The sequence below is a fragment of the Cellulosimicrobium sp. I38E genome, from assembly GCF_001647255.1.
Lineage (GTDB): Bacteria > Actinomycetota > Actinomycetes > Actinomycetales > Cellulomonadaceae > Cellulosimicrobium > Cellulosimicrobium cellulans_E.
Genome location: NZ_LUAZ01000094.1, coordinates 70197 through 90879, shown reverse-complemented (window position 1 = coordinate 90879; position 20683 = coordinate 70197). Strand labels below are relative to the sequence as shown.

Here is a 20683-nt window from a genome sequence, read left to right as displayed (position 1 = left end):
CCGGTCCCCCGTGCTCCGGCCGGACAGGGCCGCGCCCGGTGCGATGATGGGCCGGTGACGACCGAGCCCACCCCCCGCCCGACGCTGCCCGTCGCCGGCCTCTCGAACGGCACGACGACCGGCCCGTCGACCGGACCCGGGACCGACGCCACGCCGGTGCGTCCGAGCCGCACGTTCTACGACGAGGTCGGCGGCCACGAGACGTTCGTGCGCCTCGTCGACGCGTTCTACGAGGGCGTCGCGGACGACCCGGTCATGCGGCCCATGTACCCCGAGCAGGACCTCGGTCCCGCGCGCTGGCGCCTCACCGCGTTCCTCGAGCAGTACTGGGGCGGCCCGACGACGTACAGCGAGCAGCGCGGGCACCCGCGCCTGCGGATGCGGCACGCCCCGTTCAAGGTCAACCCCGAGGCGCGCGACCGCTGGCTCGCCCACATGCGCGCCGCCGTCGACACCCTCGACCTGGCGCCGATCCAGGAGGCGACGCTGTGGGACTATCTGGAGCGCGCGGCGCACTCGCTCCTCAACACCTTCGAGGACTGACCGACCCGCCGCCCGAGCGAAGGAGCCCCCACCCGTGACCCCCGAGCCCACGCCGCCGTCGTCCTCCTCGACCTCCCCCGGCCCGACGTCGGACGCCGCCCCGCGCGAGAAGGTCCCCAACCCGCTGAGCCACCTCCTCGACGTGCTGCGCCTCGAGCGCGTCGGCGACGGTGACGGGTCGGCCGCCGACCCCGAGCACTTCCGCGGCGAGAGCGTGCACCAGCCGACGGGCCGGGTCTACGGCGGCCAGGTGCTCGCGCAGGCCGTCCTCGCCGCGGGGCGCACCGTCCCCGACGGGCGTCTTCCCCACTCGCTGCACGGCTACTTCCTGCGGCCCGGGGGTCTCGACGTGCCGATCGACTTCGCGGTCGAGCGGCTGCGCGACGGGCGCTCGTTCAGCGCGCGCCGCACGCACGCGATCCAGCACGGCAAGCCGATCCTGTCGATGATCGCCTCGTTCCAGGAGGACCAGGGCGGCATCGAGCACTCGTCGCCGATGCCCGACGCTCCCGCCCCGGAGGAGGTGCCGTCCGCGCTCGACGTGCTCGGCGGCATCGACCACCCGATCGCGCGCTTCTGGTCGCACCACTCGGCGTTCGAGCTGCGGCACGTGGGCGGCTCGCTCTACCTCGGTCCCGACCACGAGCCCAAGGACCACCAGATGGTGTGGATGCGGGCGCGCGGCGACGTCGGGGACGACCAGCTGCTGCACCGCGCGCTCATGGCGTACGCGTGCGACCAGGTGATGCTCGAGCCGATCCTGCGGCAGTCGGGCACGAGCTGGGTCACGCCCGACCTGTCGATCGCGAGCCTCGACCACGCGATGTGGTGGCACCGCGACGCGCGCGTCGACGAGTGGCTGCTCTACGTGCAGTCGGCGTCGAGCGCCCAGGGCGGTCGCGGGCTCGGCGCGGCGCGCGTGTTCGCGCAGGACGGGACGCTCGTCGCGTCCATCGCGCAGGAGGGCATGGTCCGCCTCCCGGCGCTGTGAGCACCGGGAGGCGGACCGCCCTCACCGCGGTTGCCAGCCGGGTGTCAGCCCGGTGTCAGCCGCACGCGACCGTCGGGGACGACGGCGGCGCGCCCGTGCCGATGAACCCGAACGACGTGCTCCCGCCGGCGGCGAGCGTGCCGTTCCAGCCGACGTTCGTCGCGGTCAGGACGCTCCCGCTCACGCTCGTCGTCGCGTTCCAGGCCTGGGACAGGCCGCCGGGCGCGAGGTCGAGCGACACGGTCCAGCCCGAGACCCCGGACGGCCCGGCCGTGACCGTGACCTCGCCCTGGTACCCGCCCTGCCACGACCCGCGCGTCGCGTAGGTCGCGGTGCACGCACCGGGCTCCGGCCCGCCGTCGTCCGCGAGCGTCGTCGCCTCGGCGGCGAGGGACACGGGCGAGATGTTCCCCGCCGCGTCGCGTGCCCGCACCGTGTACCGGTACGTGGTCTCGGGCGCGAGGTCCTCGTCGGTGTACGAGGTGCCCGACGCCGTGCCGACCTTCACCCCGTCGCGCAGGACGTCGTAGCCCACCACGCGCACGTCGTCGGTCGACGCCGTCCACGACAGCGACGCCGTCGTGGCCGTGGTGCCCGTCACGGCGAGACCGGCGGGCGTCGTCGGCGGCTCGGTGTCCGGCTCGGTCGGGACGTCCTCGCCGAACAGGCGGTCGTAGTCGGCGAGCGCCGTCGCCACGGCGGTCTGGGCCCAGAACCGGTGGTAGGTGAACTCCGGCGCGGGCCCGCCGTCGAGGTGCGCCTGGACCTTCGACCACTGCGGGTCGTCGAGGTAGAACGAGCGCAGGTCGAGGAACGACACGCCCGGCTCGATCACGTCGCCGTTCGGCATGGTCCCCGACCACCCGGCCGGCACGTACGTCCCGTCGCCCGTGGTCGACGTGAGGACGTCGTCGAAGCGGGCGTAGTCCCCGCGCGTCTCGGTCGTCGCGACGCCGATCGGGTCGCTGTTCTGCTCCCAGATCGCGTCGAGCAGGTCGCGTGCGACCTGCTGCGCCGCGTCGTGCTGCGGCCCCTCGCCCCCGGCCGCGTAGTACATGAGCGAGCGGGCGAGCGCGCCGGCGACGCCGACGTCCTGGCCGTAGCCCGTCACCTCGACGCTCAGGCCCGCGTTCTCCCCCGGGTTCTCGGGGTCCCAGTCGTCCGGCTGGCCCGACCACGCGAGGTTGGACGGGATCTGCCAGGAGTCGTCCGTGACCGTGACGTGGTCGATCACCCACGGCACCCACCTGTCGAGGATCTCCTCGGCGCGCTCGTCGCCCGTCTCCTCGTAGAGCTGCGCGATCCGCTCGACGCCCCAGCCCTGCATGCCCATCCACGAGTTGGAGGGCGGGTCGTGGTAGACGGGCGCCTCGGTGTACGCCATGCCGTAGAACGTCGCGACGTCGTCGGGGCGGTCGGCGTAGTGGCCGTCCCAGGAGTTCGTGCTGCCGCCCGCGATGCCGCCCTCGGGCGACTGGAGCCACTGGAAGAGCTCGATCTGCCGGTCGAGGCTCGTGCCCCAGTCGTCGCTCGCGGTGGGCGACGCCGGCTGGAGCGCGGGGTCGTTCGCGAGCGCCCAGGCCGCCATCGGGTTCTGGTACCCGAAGTGCGCGTGGCTCGAGCCGATGCGCCAGGCCCACGGGCCGGACGTGTCGAGCGCCCCGCCCCACGCGTAGTACCAGGACAGCAGGTAGTGCGCGCTGCTCCGGCCCGACCCCGCGGCGCACGACGTGGACTCGCAGCCCGGCGTCTTGAAGTACTTGTCGAACAGCGCGTAGCGCAGGTAGTCGCCCATCTTCGAGGCCTTGCCGACCGTGTCTGCCACGGCCTCGGGCTGGCCCTGCTCGGTCGCGAACTTGTTCGCCCAGTAGGCCGCCTCGACCGCGCGCGCGTCGGCGTCGGGCGCGTTGGTGTACTTCCACTGCTTCGCGTACGACGCGTCGCCCGTGAAGAGGTCGAGGTAGCCGTTCCTCCCGCCGAAGCTGAAGTCGTCGATCGACGGCTGGGGCACGGTCTCCCAGACGGACTCCTGCGGGCCGCGCTGGAACGTGTTGATGTACGACGTGCCCTCGTGGTCCGGCCCGAGCAGCGTCGAGGAGCCGGGTGCGGCGCCGAACCCGTAGACGTTGTCGACGTCGGCGAGCCAGTGCATGCCGTAGACCTCGGGCGTGCCGTAGGTCGAGCGCAGCTCGGCCGCGATCGGGTCGGAGCCGACGGAGACCGACGTGTCGAGCTGCGAGGGGTACCGGCTCGGGTGGTTGAACTCCGGCGCGTACGTCGCGGGCTTGGCCGGGTTGTACGCCCCGTTGGTGGGCTGGTTCTCCGTGGTGGGGATCATGTACGCCTCGAGCGTGTCCCACGCGTGGTTGAACGGCTCCCAGTCGCCGGTCACCTGGCCGTACGACGTCTCGAGCCACAGCCAGAAGGAGTACGCCTCCGACGTCGTCTCGTGCCCGTAGTCCGGCGCCTCGACCATGAGCGTCTCGACCGCGTGGTACGGGATGCCCTGCGGGGAGAAGTAGCCGTTCGCGGGGTCGTGGATCTTCGCGTACAGCTCCAGGAAGCGCTGCGTGTACTCGCCGTCGACGAGCGCCGCGGCCGTCCCCGCCGTCGTGGACCGGGGCTCCGCGGGGTCGGCGCTCGCCGGGGGGACGGTGGCGAGCGCCGCGAGCGCGACGCCGACGGCGAGCGCGGCCGCCGTCGTGCGCCGTCCCCGTGCGGCTCGCGCGTGCGGGGCGGTGGGTGGTGGCGCTGCGCGCCGGGACGTGCGTGGCATCGTGCTCCCTCTCGTCGTCGAGCCCCGCGGCGGCGGTCGCGGGGGCGCCGTCGTCGGCTCCCCCACCCCCACGGGTCGATCGACTCTCGGCGGCCGCGACCGGCCGTCACAACGCACGAAACGTTTCGGACGGCGCCGACCACGGCACGACGGCCTCGTGCGCGCGGGCCCGTCGGCGCGCGAGAGCCACCCCGGCCCGCCGCAGCACCTCGAGCGCGTCCGGCGCGCCGGTGACGTCGCCGAGGTGCTCGACGACCGCGGACCCGCACGCCCCCGCCGCACGGACCGCGGCGTGGCGGGCCGCGTCGTCGGACACCCCGTCGAGGAGCACCACGAGGTCGGTCGGCGCCAGCGCGCACAGCGAGCCGGCCGGGCCCAGCGCGCCGCGGAGGCGGTGGATCGTGGGGACCGGCGGCGGCACCTCGAGCCCGACGGCCAGGACGTGCGCGCCGTACCCCTCGACCCGCCCACCGCGCCCGATCGCCTGCTCGAGGCGGTCCACGAACAGGGTCCGGTGCAGCACGCCCGAGTCGGGGTCGACGAGCGCGCGCTCGCGCAGCTCGCTGCGGTACCGCTCGACGTCGGACAGGACGGCGAGGGCGCCGACCATGCGGGCCGGGCGCCCGCCGGCGTCGGGCACGGTCACCGCGCGGCCGCGGACCCGCACGTGCTCGCCGTCGGCGCACCGGAGGCGGTGCTCGACGTCGAGCGGCTCGGTCGTGCCCGCGAGCTGCGCGGCGACGGCCGCGTGCACGGCCTGCACGTCGTCCGGGTGCACGCGGCCGAGCCACTCCTCGGGGTCGTCCCGCAGGTCGGCCACGTCGCAGCCCACGATGCGGGCCCACGCCGGCGACCAGCGCACGACGCCCGTCTCGACGTCCCAGTCCCACGTGCCGTCGTGGGACGCGATCGACACGAGCGCGGCGCGCTCGGCCCCCGCCTCGACCTCGAGAGCCAGCTCGCGGACGCGGTCCGCGGCGTCGGCGAGCGCGTGCTGCTGCTCACGCAGCGAGCTGACCAGGGTCTCCCGGTCGAGCGCGACGGCGAGCATCGCCGCCCAGTGGTTGTACCGCTCGCGGGTGCTCGTCGTCCGCGTGTCCACGAGGCCGCCCACGACCAGGAAGCCCCAGTCGGAGCGTCCGAACGCGACGGGCGCGACGACCGTGAGCGACCGCGGGTCGAGGAGCTCGCGCGGCGGGAACTGCGCGGTCGGCAGGACCGTCCCCACGAGCCGCTCGACGACCGTCCCCCCGCCACGCACGCCGACGACCCGCAGCACGCGGCGCCCGGAGCCGTCGTCGGAGTCCTCCCACAGCGCGAGGGCCGCCGTCCCGCCCACCCCGCGAGGCAGCCAGTCGAGGCGGCGCAGCCCCGCTTCGTCGCCGCGCAGCAGGCCGAGGTCGACCTCGTAGAGGTCCACCAGGTCCTGCTCGAGCCGTCCCGTGCGCGCGACCGCCCCGTGCGCGCACCCACGCGCCACGGCGACGACCACCTCGGCCGCGGTCGCCCGGACCGCCTCGGCGCGCGCGGCGGCGGAGCTCGCCGGGGGGTCCCGGTGGGTGCCGCGCGACAGGACGGTCCGGCCGAGCTGGGACGCGCGCGCGCCCGGGCGTCGCCGCCGGACGTCGCGCACGATGGCGGCGACCTCGGTCTCCAGGGCGGGCACGATCTGCTCGAGCGCCTCCTGCGACGGCCGCAGGGCCGCTGTCCGGTCCGCGAGCGAGCGCAGCGCCGCGGCCGGCGGGACGGCGCCCGTCTCCGCGGCGCCCCGGAGCAGGTGCCGGAGCACGAGGAGCCACGCCTCGAGCGGGGCGGGGCGCTGGCCGCCGTCCGGCCCGCGTCGGCGCAGGACGCCGCGCGCGTCCGACCGTTCGAGGACGGAGGCGAAGACGACGCGGGCGACGTCGTCGAGGGGCCGGTCCGGGTCGGCGGGCGCCGGCACGACCGCGGACCGGGCGGCCGGGGCGCCGATGAGCTCGCCCTGCGTGCCCTCGAGGCACCCGCACGACTCGCGCCGGATGAGCGCCGCACGCCCCAGCCGGTTCTCCCGGCCGACGCTCTCGCCCCGGGCCTGCGCGACGAGAAGCTCCGCCACCCGCTCGCCGACCTGGTCGTGCAAAGGGTCGACCGTCGACAGCCGGGGACGCGAGCGCGCGCCCGAGTCGGCGTGGTCGAACCCGACGACCGCCTGCTCCGCGGGCAGCTCGAACCCGCTGGCCTGCAGGCCGCGCATGAAGCCGATGGCGTTGCGGTCGGTGGCGGCGAGCGTCGCCGTCGTCGGCAGGCCCCGGGACGCGAGCCGCCGCGCGACGGCCTCCGCGCTCGCCTCCTGGTTGTCGCGCGTGCGGTACACCCACGACGGCGACCACGCGAGGTCGTGCGCGCCCAGCGCCGCGCGGTAGGCGTCGTAGCGCTCGAGCGTGTCGCGCTGCTCGGTGTTGCCGACGAAGCCGATGCGCTGGTGGCCGTGCTCGACGAGGTGGTCGACGGCGGCGCGGACGCCGCCCGCGTTGTCGGGCGACACCGCGGGAGCGCGCAGCCCGTCGGCGCGCACCCCGAGGAGCACGAGCGGGATGCCCGACGCGTCCAGCTCGCGCAGCTCCGCGTCCGCGAGCGCGGTCGTCATGACGACGAACCCGTCGAACGAGGAGCGGCCGAGCAGCGGCCGGCGCCCTGGGGGACCCGGGAACTCGTCGCGGTCGAGGTCCGCCGGGTAGGTCTGGAGGGCGACCACCCGGTGCCCGTGCGCCCGCAGGACCCGGGCGATCCCCGCCAGGGACCGCCCGAAGTAGAAGCCTCCGACCACGGGGCACAGCACACCGAACGTCAGGTGCTCCCCCGCCTGTCTCGGGCGCCTCGTCGCGTCCGTCGACATCCTCGTCACCGTCCCCGTCACGTCATCGTCACCGAGTCCTGATAGGCATCATGCACCCAAACCGGGCACAGTGTGGGAGCGTGACCACCAACTCTCCCGGCGGACCGCCCTCGCCACGCCCCACCCGCCCGGCCGAACGACGCATCACGATCACCGACGTCGCGCGCGCGGCGGGGGTGTCGATCGCCGTCGTCTCCTACGCCCTCAACGGCCGCCCCGGCGTGTCCGAGCGCACACGACGGCACGTCCTGCGCACCGCTGCCGACCTCGGCTGGCGCCCGAGCGCGGCCGCCCGCTCGCTGCGCACCAGCGCCCGGAGCGTGGCGCTCCAGGTCGTGCACGCGGCGGAGGGGGCGGCCGGACCCGCTCGCGCCCTGGCACTCGCCGCCGGCATGCGCGCCGTCCTCGCGGAGCACGACCTCGCCCTCGGCCTCGAGGTCACCGACGACCGCGACGAGGGCGCCCGGGAGCTCGAGACGGGCTGGTCCGAGCGGCGGCACGCCGCGTACGTCGTGGTCGACGCCCACGCGCGCGACCCCCGGACCCGGGTCGCGCGCGAGGCGGCGATCCCGTTCGTCGAGGTCGCTCCCGGCCCGCCCGGCCCCGCCGCCCCGGGCGTGCGGACCTGGTTCGCGGGCGACGCGGACGCCCGCGCGGCCCGCTACCTCGTCGAGCTCGGGCACCGCCGGATCGCGGTCCTCGTCTCGGACGCGCAGGACGAGGTGGCGCGCACCCTGGTCGCGGCGACCCACGACGCGGGTGGCCCGGAGGCCCGGGTCGACGTCGTCGAGTGCCGCACGTGGGAGGAGACGCGCTCGCGCGCAGCACGGCTGGTCGCGCACGACGCGCGCCCCACCGCCGTGCTCACCGACACGGACGTCGCCGCGCTCGCCGTGCTCGAGGCCGGGCGGAGCCAGGGGCTCGAGGTGCCGTGGGACCTGTCCGTGCTCTCCGGCGAGGACTCCGCGACGTGCCGCCTCGTGGCCCCGGCGCTCACCGCCGTGCACCGGCCGTTCCAGCGGCTCGGCGCGCACGTCGCGGACGTCGTCGTCGCGCGGCTCGGTCTCGGGCGCCCGGTAGCGCGCCCCGACGCCGACCCGGCCGCGACCCGTCCGGCCGTCGACCGCGAGCGCCCCGCCGCGCGCCTCCTCCTGCGCGGGACGACGGCGCCACCGCGGGGCGCCTAAACGTTTCAGTCGGTGGCCGACGACGGCCCCGGTTCGTCACGTTGTCCCCGCCGGGCAGAGCCGCCCGGTGCGCGGACCCGTCCGCGCCCCCGGACCCTTGGAGGACCACGTGCCATCCCGATCCAGCCGACCGCGCAGGGGCGCGGCCGTCGCCGCGTCGCTCGCGCTGCTCGCCGCCCCGCTGGTCGCGACCGCCGCGCCGGCGAGCGCTGCCGAACCACGCGTGAGCAACCCGTTCGCCGGTGCCACGCAGTACGTCAACGACTTCTGGTCCGCCAACGTCGAGGCCGCCGCCGACCGCGCGGGCGGCGACCTCGGGTCCCGCATGCGGGCGATCGCCGAGGAGCCCACCGCGGTCTGGATGGACCGCATCAGCGCGATCGAGGGCAACGCCGACGGCCCGGGCCTGCGGCACCACCTCGACGCCGCGGTCGAGCAGAAGCAGCCCGGCGTGCCGATGGTCTTCAACCTCGTGATCTACGACCTGCCCGGCCGCGACTGCTACGCGCTCGCGTCCAACGGCGAGCTCAAGCCGAACGCCACGGACATGGCGCGGTACAAGACCGAGTACATCGACGTCATCGCCGACATCCTGGACGACCCCGCCTACGAGGACCTGCGCGTCGTCGCGACGATCGAGCCGGACTCGCTGCCGAACCTCATCACGAACATCAGCACGCCCGACTGCCAGGCGTCCGCGCCGTACTACCGCGAGGGCGTGACGTACGCGCTGGACGCGCTCCACGACGTCGGCAACGTGTACTCCTACATCGACGCGGCGCACGCGGGCTGGCTCGGCTGGCCGAGCAACGCGGGCCCGGCGGCGAAGCTCTTCAAGGAGGTCGTGCTCTCCACCGAGGCGGGCTACGCGTCCGTGACCGGCTTCGTGACGAACACCGCCAACTCGACCCCGCTGCACGAGCCGTTCCTCGAGGACGTCCAGCTCGGCAGCACGCCCGTGCGCTCGGCCTCCTTCTACGAGTGGAACGCCGACTTCGACGAGGCCGACTGGACGGCGCACCTCTACGACCTGCTGGTCGCCGAGGGCTTCCCGACGTCGATCGGCATGCTCGTCGACACGTCGCGCAACGGCTGGGGCGGCGAGGACCGCCCGACGGCGGTGAGCACGTCGACGAACCTCAACACCTACGTGGACGAGTCGCGCGTCGACAAGCGCATCCACCGCGGCGCGTGGTGCAACCCGGCGGGCGCAGGCATCGGCGAGCGCCCGCAGGCCTCGCCCGCGGGCTTCCCGGAGTCGCACCTGCACGCGTACGTGTGGGTCAAGCCTCCGGGCGAGTCCGACGGCGCGTCGTCCGACATCCCGAACGACCAGGGCAAGCGGTTCGACCGCATGTGCGACCCGACGTTCGTCTCGCCGAAGCTCGCCAACCAGCTCACCGGCGCGCTCCCCGACGCCCCGCTCGCGGGCCAGTGGTTCGAGTCCCAGTTCCGGATGCTCGTGGAGAACGCCTACCCGGCCATCGAGGCCGACGGGAGCAGCGGCCCCGCGGACACGACCCCGCCGTCGGTCCCGACGGGCCTCACGGCCGGGACGACCACGACGACGTCGGCGAGCGTGAGCTGGACCGCGTCCAGCGACGACCGTGGCGTCACGGGCTACACCGTGCTCGTCGACGGCACCGCCGTGGGCACGACGGCCACGACCTCGTTCACGGTCACCGGTCTCGACGCGGGCACGTCCTACGCCGTGACCGTCCGGGCGCGCGACGCCGCGGGCAACGTCTCGGCCGCGTCCGCCCCGCTCACCGTGACCACGGACGAGGACGGCGGCCCGGGCGGCGACGACCAGGCGCCGTCCGCCCCGACCGGGCTGCGCGTCTCGGGCGTGACGGCCTCCACCGTCGCGCTCGCGTGGAACGCGTCCACCGACGACACCGGCGTGACCGGCTACCGCGTGTTCCGCGACGGGGCGCAGGTCGCCCAGGTGACCACCACGTCCTTCACCGACACGGGACTCGCGGCCGGCACGGCGCACGTCTACGCGGTGCGCGCCGTCGACGCCGCGGGCAACGTGTCCGCGACGTCGGGCACCGTGACCGGCACGACGGCACCGGGCGGCGGCACCCCCGGCGCCTGCACGGTCGCGTACACCGCGAGCTCGTGGAACACCGGGTTCACGGGGTCGCTGCGGATCACGAACGACTCCGCCGCCGCCCTCCAGGGCTGGACCCTGACGTTCGCCTTCGCGAACGGCCAGACGATCACCCAGGGCTGGTCCGCGCAGTACGCGCAGTCCGGCTCGACCGTCACCGTGACCCCCGCCGCGTGGAACACCACGCTCGGCGCGGGCGCGAGCGTCGAGGTCGGCTTCAACGGTTCCCACACCGGGACCAACACCGAGCCGACGTCCTTCACCCTGAACGGCGCCACCTGCACGGTCGCCTGACCTGACGCCGACGGCCGGGGCGCGTGCGCCCCGGCCGTCGGCGCGCGCGAGCCGCGGCGCGGGCGGCGTCCCCCGGCGCGCGAGCGGGCCACGCGTCCCGCACCATGACCGGGTGCGACTGCGTCGGGTGTCCGTGACCTCCCCCGGGTACTCACGGCGCCCGAAGGGCGACTCGTGGGTGTTCCTCGACGTCAAGGGACTTCCGCTCGCCGACGAGGAGGAGCTCGCGCGGTGCACGCGCCTCGCGGTCCCGCCCGCCTGGTCCGACGTCTGGATCTGCCGGTACCCGAACGGGCACATCCAGGCGTTCGGGCGCGACGTCGCCGGTCGTGGCCAGTACCTGTACCACGAGCAGTGGCAGGTGCGGCGCGCGCGGCGCAAGCACGACCACGTGCTCGACGTCGGCCGGAGACTGCCCGCGGCCCGGCGTCGCGTCGCGCGCGAGCTCGCACAGCCCGGCATGGGTCGCGACACGGTGCTCGCCCTCGCGTTCCGGCTGCTCGACCTGGCGTACTTCCGTGCCGGCGGCGAGATCTACGCGAAGCAGAACAACAGCTACGGCCTGGCGACGATCCGTAAGGAGCACGCGCGGGTGCGGCGCGACGGGAGCGTCCATTTCCACTACCCCGCGAAGTCGGGCCAGGTGCGCGACGTCGTCGTGGACGACCCGGTGGTCGCCGAGCTCGTCACCACGCTCAAGCGGCGCCGCGGCGGCGTCGAGCTGCTCGCGTGGCGCGAGGACGGCCCCGACGGGCGCGCCGTGTGGCACGACGTCACGAGCGCCGACGTCCAGGCGGGCATCAAGGAACGGCTCGGCGACGACGCGACGCCCAAGGACTTCCGCACCTGGCACGCGACGGTGCTCGCGGCACGCGCGCTCGCCGACGCGGGGGCCGCGCCCGCCTCCGAACGGGCGCGGCGCAAGGTCGTCACGGGGATCGTCAAGGACGTCGCGGAGGAGCTCGGGAACACGCCCGCCGTCGCGCGGTCCTCGTACATCGACCCGCGACTGTTCGACCTGTGGGAGCGCGGTGAGACCATCGGCTCGACCCGCTCCCAGACGCGCGCCGAGCGCGAGCTCCTGGAGCTCCTCTCGTGAGGGCCGCGGTCACCGGCGTCACGGGCTACGTGGGCGGGCGGCTCGTGCCCGAGCTCCTGCGCGCAGGGTTCGAGGTGCGCGCGCTGGCACGGCACCCCGAGCGGCTCGCGGGGCGCGAGTGGGTCCACGACGTCGAGACGGTGGCCGCCGACGCGGCCGACCTCGAGCAGACCCGCGCGGCGCTCCAGGGCGCCGACGTCGCGTACTACCTCGTGCACTCGCTCGGCACCGGGAGCACGTTCGAGGCGCGCGACCGCCGCACCGCGCTCACGTTCGCGCGCGCGGCGCGCGAGGCGGGCGTCGGGCGGATCGTCTACCTCGGCGGGATGTTCCCGGACGTCCCGGAGGGCGAGCTCTCGCGCCACCTGGCCTCGCGCAAGGAGGTCGGCGAGATCCTGCTCGCGTCGGGCGTCCCGACGACGGTCCTCCAGGCGGCGGTGATCCTCGGCTCCGGGTCCGCGTCGTTCGAGATGATGCGCTACCTCACCGAGCGGCTCCCGGCCATGACGACGCCGAAGTGGGTCGACAACCGCATCCAGCCCATCGCGGTGCGGGACGTGCTGCGCTACCTCGTGGGGTCCGCGACGATGCCGCCCGACGTCTCGCGCGCGTTCGACGTCGGCGGGCCCGACGTCCTCACCTACCGCGACATGATGCAGCGCTACGCCAAGGTGGCCGGGCTCCCCCGGCGCGCGATCGTCAGCGTCCCGGTGCTCACGCCGAAGCTCTCGAGCCTGTGGGTCGGGCTCGTCACGCCCGTGCCGTCGGGCATCGCGCGGCCGCTCGTCGAGTCGCTCCAGCACGAGGTCGTGTGCCGGGAGCACGACATCCGGCGGTACGTGCCCGACCCGCCCGAGGGCCTCCTCGGCTTCGACCGCGCCGTCGAGCTGGCCCTGGAACGCATCCACGACGGCGAGGTGGTGACGCGCTGGTCGTCCGCCTCGGTCCCGGGAGCGCCGTCGGACCCCCTGCCGAGCGACCCCGACTGGGCCGGCGGCTCGCTGTACGTCGACGAGCGGCGGACGGTCGTCGACGCGCCGCGCGACGTGCTCTGGCGCGTCGTCGAGGAGATCGGCGGGCAGGGCGGCTGGTACTCGTGGTCGCTCGCGTGGCGCGTGCGCGGGCTCCTGGACCGCGCCGTCGGCGGGCCCGGGCTGCGCCGGGGCCGGCGCGACGAGCGGCACCTGCGCGTGGACGACGAGCTCGACTGGTGGCGTGTCGAGGCGATCGAGCCGGGCCGTCGCCTGCTGCTCCGGGCCGAGATGCGCCTGCCGGGGCTCGCATGGCTCGAGCTGCGCGTCGACGAGGCCGCCGCCGAGCTCCCTGATGCCACCGACCCCGACGCGCCCGGCCCCTCGCCCGAGGACGCGAGCGGTCCCGGCCGGACCTACTTCGCCCAGCGCGCGCTGTTCTACCCCCACGGCCTCGCGGGCCAGCTCTACTGGTGGGCGGTCAAGCCGTTCCACGGCGTCGTGTTCGGCGGGATGCAGCGCAACGTCGCCGCCGCCGCGGAGCGCGCCGCCGACGACGGCTAAACGTTTCGGGTCGCGCGCGTCCTTGACCCCGGCTCCGCCGCGTCCGGACAGTGGCGTCGACCTGCGTCGACGCGGACGCAGCCGGACCGAGAGGCAGCCATGCACCCACGACCCACCGCGGTCCTCGCCACGGGCGCCCTGCTCGTCGCGAGCCTCGCGGCCACGACCCCGGCCTCGGCCGCGCCGGATCCGACGCCGGTCCCGGCAGCGGCCGCCGCTGCCGCCGCCGAGCCGAACTACGCCGAAGCGCTCCAGAAGTCCCTGTTCTTCTACGACGCCCAGCGCTCGGGCGACCTCCCCGACGACTTCCGGGTGAGCTGGCGCGGCGACTCCGCGCTCGACGACGGCGCCGACGTCGGGCTCGACCTCACGGGCGGCTGGTACGACGCGGGCGACCACGTGAAGTTCGGGCTGCCCATGGCCTTCACGACGACGATGCTCGCGTGGGGCGCGATCGCGAGCCCCGACGGGTACGCGGCGTCGGGCCAGCGGGACGAGCTGCTCGACTCGCTGCGCTGGGTCAACGACTACTTCATCAAGGCCCACCCCGAGCCGGACGTGCTGTACGCGCAGGTGGGCGACGGCGACGCGGACCACAAGTGGTGGGGCCCCGCCGAGGCGATGCAGATGGCCCGGCCCGCGTACAAGGTCGACCGGTCGTGCCCCGGGAGCGACGTCGCGGGCGAGACCGCGGCGGCCATGGCCGCGTCGTCGATCGTCTTCGCGGACTCGGACCCGGCGTACGCGGCCGAGCTCGTCGAGCACGCGGAGCAGCTCTACGCCTTCGCCGACACCTACCGGGGCAAGTACTCCGACTGCGTGCCCGTGGGCGCGTTCTACAACTCGTGGTCCGGCTACCAGGACGAGCTCGTCTGGGGCGCGGCCTGGCTGTACGAGGCGACGGGCGACGCGACGTACCTCGCGAAGGCCGAGCAGGAGTACGCCGGTCTCTCGCGCGAGAACCAGACGAGCACGCCGTCGTACCGCTGGACGATCGCGTGGGACGACAAGACGTACGGCGCGTACGCGCTGCTGGCCCAGGCGACCGGCAAGCAGCGGTACGTCGACGACGCGAACAGGTGGCTGGACTTCTGGACCGCCGGGTACCAGGGGTCGCGCGTGCGGTACTCCCCCGGCGGGCAGGCGTTCCTCGACTCGTGGGGTTCGCTGCGCTACGCCGCGAACACGGCGTTCGTCGCGCTGACCTACGGCGAGTGGCTGCGGGGCCGCGGCGACGCGACCCGCGCGCAGACCTACCAGGACTTCGGCGAGCGCCAGATCGGCTACGCGCTCGGCGACAACCCGCGCGGCGCCTCGTACGTCGTCGGGTACGGCGAGGACTCGCCGCAGAACCCGCACCACCGCACCGCGCACGGCTCGTGGCTCGACTCGCTCGCCGAGCCCGCGGCGACGCGGCACGTCCTGTACGGCGCGCTCGTCGGAGGTCCGGGTGCACCGGACGACACCTACACGGACCGCCGCTCGGACTACGTCGCGAACGAGGTCGCGACGGACTACAACGCCGGCTTCACGTCGGCGCTCGCGTTCCTCGTCGGCGAGCACGGAGGTGTCCCGCTCGCCGACTTCCCGCAGCCCGAGACCCCGGACCAGGACGAGTTCTTCGTCGAGTCGCGCCTCAACCAGCCCGGCACCGCGTTCACGGAGATCAAGGCCGTGCTGCGCAACCGGTCGGCCTTCCCGGCGCGCGTGCTCGACGACGTCCGCCTGCGGTACTGGTTCACGCTCGACGACGGCGCCGACCCGGCGACCCTGCGCGCCACGACGAACTACTCCGAGTGCCCCGGCGCGACGGCTAGCGTCGGCCACGCGGGCGGCGACCGGTACTTCGTCGAGATCGACTGCTCGGGCTCGGTCGTCTACCCGGGCGGCCAGTCCCAGCACCGCCGCGAGGTGCAGTTCCGGGTGTCGGCGAACGTCTGGGACGCCTCGGACGACTGGTCGTTCGCTCAGGTCGCGACCGGCGACACGCTCACAAAGAACGCGCGCATCACCCTCTACGAGGGTGCCGAGCTGCTGTGGGGCACCGAGCCCGCCGCCGGGCCCGTCGAGCCGGACACCACGCCGCCGACGACGCCGGGCACGCCGACGGTCTCGGGCGTCACGGCGACCGGGGCGTCCGTCGCATGGGCACCCTCCTCGGACGCGGGCAGCGGCATCGCCGGGTACGACGTGCTGCTCGACGGCGTGCGGGTCGCGACCACGTCGGGCACCCGCCAGGCCCTGACAGACCTCGCGCCCGAGACGACCTATCGCGTCGCCCTCGTCGCGACCGACCGGGCCGGGAACGCGTCCGCGCCCGGGCCGGCCGCGACCTTCACGACCCCGGCGACGTCGACGGGTCCCGCGCCCGGCGCCTGCGCGGTCCGGTGGTCGTCGAGCGACTGGGGCTCCGGCGGGACCGTGACCCTCCGGCTCACGAACACCGGAACCACGCCCCTCGACGGCTGGACGCTCGCGTTCGTGCTCCCGTCCGGGCAGACGGTGACGAACGGCTGGAGCGCGACGTGGACGCAGTCGGGCGCCGACGTCACCGTGCGGTCCGCCGCCTGGAACGGCGCCCTCGCCCCAGGGTCGTCCGTCGAGGTCGGCGCGAACGTCGCGCACGGCGGGGTGAGCACGCCGCCGGCGGGCTTCACGCTGGTCGGCGCGTCGGGCGGGACGGCGTGCACCGTGGGGTGATCCCGCACGGCAGCCACGGACGATCGTCGCCCGCGCCGGGACGCTGCTCCCCGGCGCGGGCGACGGTCATCTCCGGCGGCGGAAGGTCAGCGGCTCCTCGACGAACGGCTCCCACGCCGCGCGCTCGGTCTCGGTGATGCGGCGGGGCGCGCCGGTCGCCGCGTCGACCACGACGATCGTGGTCACCGCCTTCGCGTAAGGGGCACCGCCCGAGGTGGGGCCGGTGCGCTCGAAGCGGGCCGCGCCGTCGTGCACCTCGTAGCAGACCTCCAGGCTCGCGCCGCCCAGGTGCCCGATCCACAGCTCGACCCGCACGGGCGTCCGCGTGAAGCCGAGCGGGCGCAGGTACTCGATCTCCTGCCGGGCGACGAGCGTGTGGCTCGTCGCGGCCGGCCCGGTCTCCAGGACCGCCGTCGGCCAGGCGTCCTCGCCGGCGTCCGGGTGGGTCCAGAACGCGGTGATGCGCGCGTCCTCCAGCAGCCGGAACATCTCGACGTTGTTCACGTGGGCGTACGCGTCGAGGTCCGACCACCGCAGGGAGACGGGGACGTGCAGGCGGGTCATTCGGAGGTCCTCTCGCTCGACATGGCGCGGCTGACGTTACCTCGTGCCCGGCGGGTCAGGAGGCAGCGACGAGGGCCGCGGCGCGACAGCTCGCGAGCGCGGACAGCTCCTCGCCCACCGGGAGCCGCACACGGCGGTCCGCGACCTGCCCGACGGCGTCGCGCAAGCGGCGTCGGGCCCGGGCCGCGCGGCGACGCCCGCCGACGGCCGCGGCGGCGCGCGAGAGCAGGGCGACGAGGACACCGACGACGACGCCTCCGAGCGCGAGCAGGGTCGGCCACGGCAGCTCGGGGGCGCCCGGGCCACCGAGGGTGAGCACCGGCGTCGGCGGCTCGGGCAGGCGCAGGTACGTGAAGCCCCACAGCGCGGCGAGCCACAGCAGCCCGACGACGAGCGCCGCGAGCACGAGCCACTGGAGCGCGCCCACGACGCGCCACCACGCCGGGCGTCGCGACGCCTCGAGCTCCGTCCCGGCCACCGCCTGGTCGAGCGCGTCGGCGAGGTCCGCGGCGCCCTCGGCGGCCCGACGACGCACGGCGAGCGCCCAGTCGTCGGGAAGGCCCGCGGTGGCCTCGGCCGCGTAGTCGCGCACGGCCGTCTGCGCACCGGCGCGCAGCGCCGCGCCGACCGCGGGCAGGGACGTCCGGGCGAGCTCGGGTCGCACCTCGGCCTCGCCTGCCCCGAGCTCCTTCGCGGTGCGTGCCCGGTCCGAGCCCGGGGCGGGGCCGGTCCGCAGCCCGATGCGCCGCAGCGGGTCGGGGCGGAACCGCCCGACCCAGCGCGTGACGGGCCAGCCGGTCGCGGCGCGCGCGTCGCGGACCGCCGATCCCCGCACGGCCGCGACGACCGTCGGCACGCCCGCGGCGGCCTCGAGCGCGTCCACGAGCCCGTCGCGCGCCCGGCGCGCGGCCCGCTCCGGGACGGGCTCGCCGCACGCGGCGGCGACGCGCCGAGCCACGGCACGCACGTCGGCCGCGAGCCGGTCGTTCGCCGCTCGACGACGCGCGGCGGCGTCCGCCAGCAGGCCGCGCAGCTCGTCCAGTCCCTGGCCGGTGCGTGCCGACACCCCGAGGACGCGCGCGTCGCCGAGCCCGTCCGCGGCGGCGAGCCGACGCAGGTCCGCGAGGCACGCGTCCGCGTCGGCGGGGGCGAGCCGGTCCACCTGGTTGAGCACCAGCACGACGACCGAGCCGTGCCCCGCGAGCGGGCGCAGGTAGCGCTCGTGCAACGCGGCGTCCGCGTACTTCTGCGGGTCCACGACCCACACGAGCAGGTCCGCGCGCTCGACGAGGCGCTCCGCGCGCACGCGGTGCTCGACGACGACCGAGTCGTGGTCGGGCAGGTCGAGCAGCACGAGGCCGCTCGTGACCTCTGCGGCGCGCCGGCCCTTGAGGAGCCCGCGGAGGCCGCCGCCCGCCCGCGCGTCGTCGGGGTCCCCCGACGTGAGCGGCGTGCCCATCTCGTGCCGGCGCCGCACCTCCAGCCAGTCGAGGAGGGCCCCGGCCCCAGCCGCGCCGGGCGTGGTACCGGACGGCGCGCCGCCCGCCGGGTGCGCCACCGCACCGGTGCCCCACACGGCCGCGAGCGGGTGCGACGTCGTCGGACGCTGGACCCCGACCGCCGCCAGGTCGGCCCCGGCCAGCGCGTTGAAGACCGACGACTTGCCCGAGCCGGTCGCGCCGGCGAGCGCGACGACGGTGTGGTCGGCCGAGAGGCCCGCCCGCTCGCGGGCCCGGGCGACGACGGTGCGCGCGTCGGCGAGCAGGGCGGCGTCCACGCGCCCTTCGCCCGCGCGGACGGCGGTCTCGAGGGCGGTCGTGCGCGCGGCGAGGTCGATCGTCATGCGCGCTCACCGCCCAGGAGCCGTCGCCAGAACCCGGGGCGCGGCGCAGGCTCCGGCCCGTCCTCGCCCGGTGCGGCGACCGGCTCGTCCTCCGCCGCACGCCATCCCGCACCGCGCAGGAGCCGCGCGGCGTGCCGTCCGACCGCGGCGCGTCCCGCGTCGAGGCCCGTGCCCCGCGCGGAGCGCTCGACGCGCGCCGCCGCCTCGACCGCCCGCGCGGCCTCGCGCACGGAGCGCGCCGTCTCGTCGGCGTCGGCGGTACCGAGCGCGTCGAGCTGGGCCGTGTAGCGCCGGGCCTCGTCGTCGAGCACGGCCCGCACCCGCTCGGCGAGGCGCTCGCGCGCGGTCCGCGTGAGGCGACGCACGGCGTCGTCGCCGAACACGGCCTCGAGCAGCTTCTGCGCGAGGATCGCCGTCCCGCCGGCGATGCCGACCTCCGCGCCCGTGAGGCCACCCGTCGACGCGAACACCACGACCATGAGGCTCAGTCCGAGCCCGTTGATCCCGAACGACAGCGCACGCGCCGCCCCGCGCTTGCCCGCTCCCTGCTCGCGCACGAGGTCGAGGACGTCCGACTGCCAGCCCCGGATCTCCTCGGCGACCCGGGCCCGCACGCCGGCCGACGAGCGCGACAGGTCGAGCCCGTCCAGCAGGGCCGTGCCGGCCGGGTCGGCGCGCCACCCGCCGTAGGCGCGCTCCGCGGCCGCGTCGGTCGCGTCGAGCACGACGGCCTCCAGCCCGTGCGCGATCGCCTGCTCGACCTGCGGCGCCTGCGCGGGACGGCCGCGGAAGAACGCCGCGACGGCGTCGCGCACGCGCCCCACGCCCTGCTCCACGGACCGGAACAGCTCGCTCGTCCCGACGAAGTCCTGCCAGCGCGCGAGCACCTCGCCGCGCAGCAGCGCTCCGTCGCTCGTCGCGGCGTCGACGGTCGCGGCGGCCTCGTCGTACGCGCGCCCGACGACGGCCCGCAGCCGCGCGTCGGACGTCGCCTGGGCGTCGGCCGCGCTCGCCACGAGCACGGCCCGGCGCACGAGGTCGTCCACGACCCCGTCACGCGTCGCGGTCGCGACCCGGTCGCGCGCGTCGCCGTCCGCGCCGAGCGCGGACAGCCACGACGCGACCTCCGCGACCGAGGGCTCCGGGAGGAAGCCGTCCACCAGCTCGGACTCCCCCACCGCGAACAGCGGCGCGGCGTCCAGGCCGTTCTCGTCCATCATGCGGCGCAGGTCGTCGGCCACGGCCTCGGCGCCGGGGTCGACCCGGTCGAGCACGATCGCGACCTGTGCACGACGCTCCGCCGCGCGGTGCAGCAGGTCCCACGGGACCGCGTCGGCGTAGCGCGCGGCCGTCGTGACGAAGAGCCACAGATCCGCGGCCGCGAGGAGCTGGGCGGCGAGCTCGCGGTTCGCCGTCTCCACCGAGTCGACGTCGGGCGCGTCCACGAGCGCGAGACCCTGCGGCAGCGCGTCGCTCGCGACGAGCCGCAGCGTGCGCGTCGGGTCGGGCTGCACCGCGGGAGCGGTCCCGCCCACGGGCACGTCGGCGCCCGGGCGCGGTCCGTGCTCGCTCACGCGCGCGAGCCCCGGCAGGACGCGGTCGGTCGAGAACCACCGCTCGTCGAGCGGGTGGTGGACCAGGACGGGTGCGCGCGTCGTGGGGCGCAGCACGCCCGGTGCCGACACGTGCTCGCCGAGCAGCGAGTTCACGAGCGTCGACTTCCCCGCGCCGGTCGACCCGCCCACCACGACGAGCAGCGGCGCGGCGTGCGAGCGCAGGCGCGGCAGCAGGTAGTCGTCGAGCTGGTGCACCGCGAGGTCGAGGTCCTCGCGCGCGGCCGCCGCGCCCGGGAGATCCAGCGGCAGCCGCGCGGCGGCGAGCCGGCCGCGCAGGATCTCCAGCGACTCGACGAGCCCGGCCGTCGCCACGGCGCCTGCGGCGACCGAACCACCCGGCGTGGTGCCGTCCCGCGCCACGGCGTCCCCGGCGGACGCGTCCGTGCGGACCGCGTCGTCTCCGGGGTCACCGCTGGCCGTCATCCCGCCAGTCTGCCGGAACGCCGCTGGTCAGGCCCGGTGTGACACGGGCACGCCGCCAGTCCGTCGACCGAGATCGACCCGCCCGGCACGAGATCGGCCCTCCGAAGGTCGATCTCGAACG

Annotated in this window: 12 protein-coding genes; 7 read left to right on the top strand and 5 right to left on the bottom strand. The window is 75.7% G+C overall.

Annotated elements, in window-relative coordinates:
* Positions 1-156 precede the first annotated feature (156 nt).
* Positions 157-543 carry a globin gene (locus A0J59_RS20765; protein ID WP_047234465.1) on the top strand — a complete coding sequence of 129 codons (387 nt, stop codon included), beginning with the start codon at positions 157-159 and terminating at the stop codon, positions 541-543.
* Between the two features lie 142 nt (positions 544-685).
* Positions 686-1534, top strand: a complete 849-nt coding sequence (locus A0J59_RS20760; protein ID WP_053371180.1) for an acyl-CoA thioesterase II — start codon at positions 686-688, stop codon at positions 1532-1534.
* 55 nt (positions 1535-1589) lie between these two features.
* Here the strand turns inward: A0J59_RS20760 and A0J59_RS20755 are convergent, their stop codons facing one another.
* Positions 1590-4310 carry a glycoside hydrolase family 48 protein gene (locus A0J59_RS20755; protein WP_053371031.1) on the bottom strand — a complete coding sequence of 907 codons (2721 nt, stop codon included), beginning with the start codon at positions 4308-4310 and terminating at the stop codon, positions 1590-1592.
* Between the two features lie 106 nt (positions 4311-4416).
* Positions 4417-7116, bottom strand: a complete 2700-nt coding sequence (locus A0J59_RS20750; RefSeq protein ID WP_172820095.1) for a substrate-binding domain-containing protein — start codon at positions 7114-7116, stop codon at positions 4417-4419.
* Positions 7117-7265: 149 nt separating this feature from the next.
* Between A0J59_RS20750 and A0J59_RS20745 the strand changes: the two genes are divergently transcribed.
* From A0J59_RS20745 to A0J59_RS20725, 5 genes are all read left to right on the top strand, one after another.
* Entirely contained in the window at positions 7266-8372 is a 1107-nt protein-coding gene (locus tag A0J59_RS20745; protein WP_064317320.1) for a LacI family DNA-binding transcriptional regulator, read from the top strand.
* A 109-nt stretch (positions 8373-8481) separates the two neighbouring features.
* The gene (locus tag A0J59_RS20740) at positions 8482-10782 is read left to right on the top strand and encodes a glycoside hydrolase family 6 protein (RefSeq protein ID WP_064317319.1); all 2301 of its coding nucleotides are present in this window, start codon (positions 8482-8484) and stop codon (positions 10780-10782) included.
* Between the two features lie 112 nt (positions 10783-10894).
* Positions 10895-11881 carry a DNA topoisomerase IB gene (locus A0J59_RS20735; RefSeq protein ID WP_064317318.1) on the top strand — a complete coding sequence of 329 codons (987 nt, stop codon included), beginning with the start codon at positions 10895-10897 and terminating at the stop codon, positions 11879-11881.
* The gene (locus tag A0J59_RS20730; RefSeq protein WP_064317317.1) at positions 11878-13416 is read left to right on the top strand and encodes an SDR family oxidoreductase; all 1539 of its coding nucleotides are present in this window, start codon (positions 11878-11880) and stop codon (positions 13414-13416) included. The genes A0J59_RS20735 and A0J59_RS20730 overlap by 4 nt, the downstream gene beginning before the upstream one ends.
* Positions 13417-13515: 99 nt before the next feature.
* Positions 13516-16116 carry a glycoside hydrolase family 9 protein gene (locus tag A0J59_RS20725; RefSeq protein WP_064317316.1) on the top strand — a complete coding sequence of 867 codons (2601 nt, stop codon included), beginning with the start codon at positions 13516-13518 and terminating at the stop codon, positions 16114-16116.
* Positions 16117-16182: 66 nt separating this feature from the next.
* Here the strand turns inward: A0J59_RS20725 and A0J59_RS20720 are convergent, their stop codons facing one another.
* From A0J59_RS20720 to A0J59_RS20710, 3 genes are read right to left on the bottom strand one after another with little or no spacing between them, the layout of a single operon-like run.
* Positions 16183-16680 carry a thioesterase family protein gene (locus A0J59_RS20720; RefSeq protein ID WP_047233190.1) on the bottom strand — a complete coding sequence of 166 codons (498 nt, stop codon included), beginning with the start codon at positions 16678-16680 and terminating at the stop codon, positions 16183-16185.
* A gap of 55 nt (positions 16681-16735) precedes the next feature.
* Entirely contained in the window at positions 16736-18523 is a 1788-nt protein-coding gene (locus A0J59_RS20715; protein WP_053371037.1) for a dynamin family protein, read from the bottom strand.
* On the bottom strand, positions 18520-20562 hold the full coding sequence (locus A0J59_RS20710; RefSeq protein ID WP_064317315.1) for a dynamin family protein: 2043 nt from the start codon (positions 20560-20562) through the stop codon (positions 18520-18522). Before A0J59_RS20710 ends, A0J59_RS20715 begins: the two co-directional genes overlap by 4 nt.
* Positions 20563-20683: the final 121 nt, after the last annotated feature.

Excerpts from the sequence above, each read along its gene's own strand:
- A0J59_RS20755 (WP_053371031.1), bottom strand. The coding sequence starts at position 4,310 with ATGCCACGCACGTCCCGGCGCGCAGCGCCACCACCCACCGCCCCGCAC.
- A0J59_RS20725 (WP_064317316.1), top strand. The coding sequence starts at position 13,516 with ATGCACCCACGACCCACCGCGGTCCTCGCCACGGGCGCCCTGCTCGTC.
- A0J59_RS20720 (WP_047233190.1), bottom strand. The coding sequence starts at position 16,680 with ATGACCCGCCTGCACGTCCCCGTCTCCCTGCGGTGGTCGGACCTCGAC.
- A0J59_RS20715 (WP_053371037.1), bottom strand. The coding sequence starts at position 18,523 with ATGACGATCGACCTCGCCGCGCGCACGACCGCCCTCGAGACCGCCGTC.
- A0J59_RS20710 (WP_064317315.1), bottom strand. The coding sequence starts at position 20,562 with ATGACGGCCAGCGGTGACCCCGGAGACGACGCGGTCCGCACGGACGCG.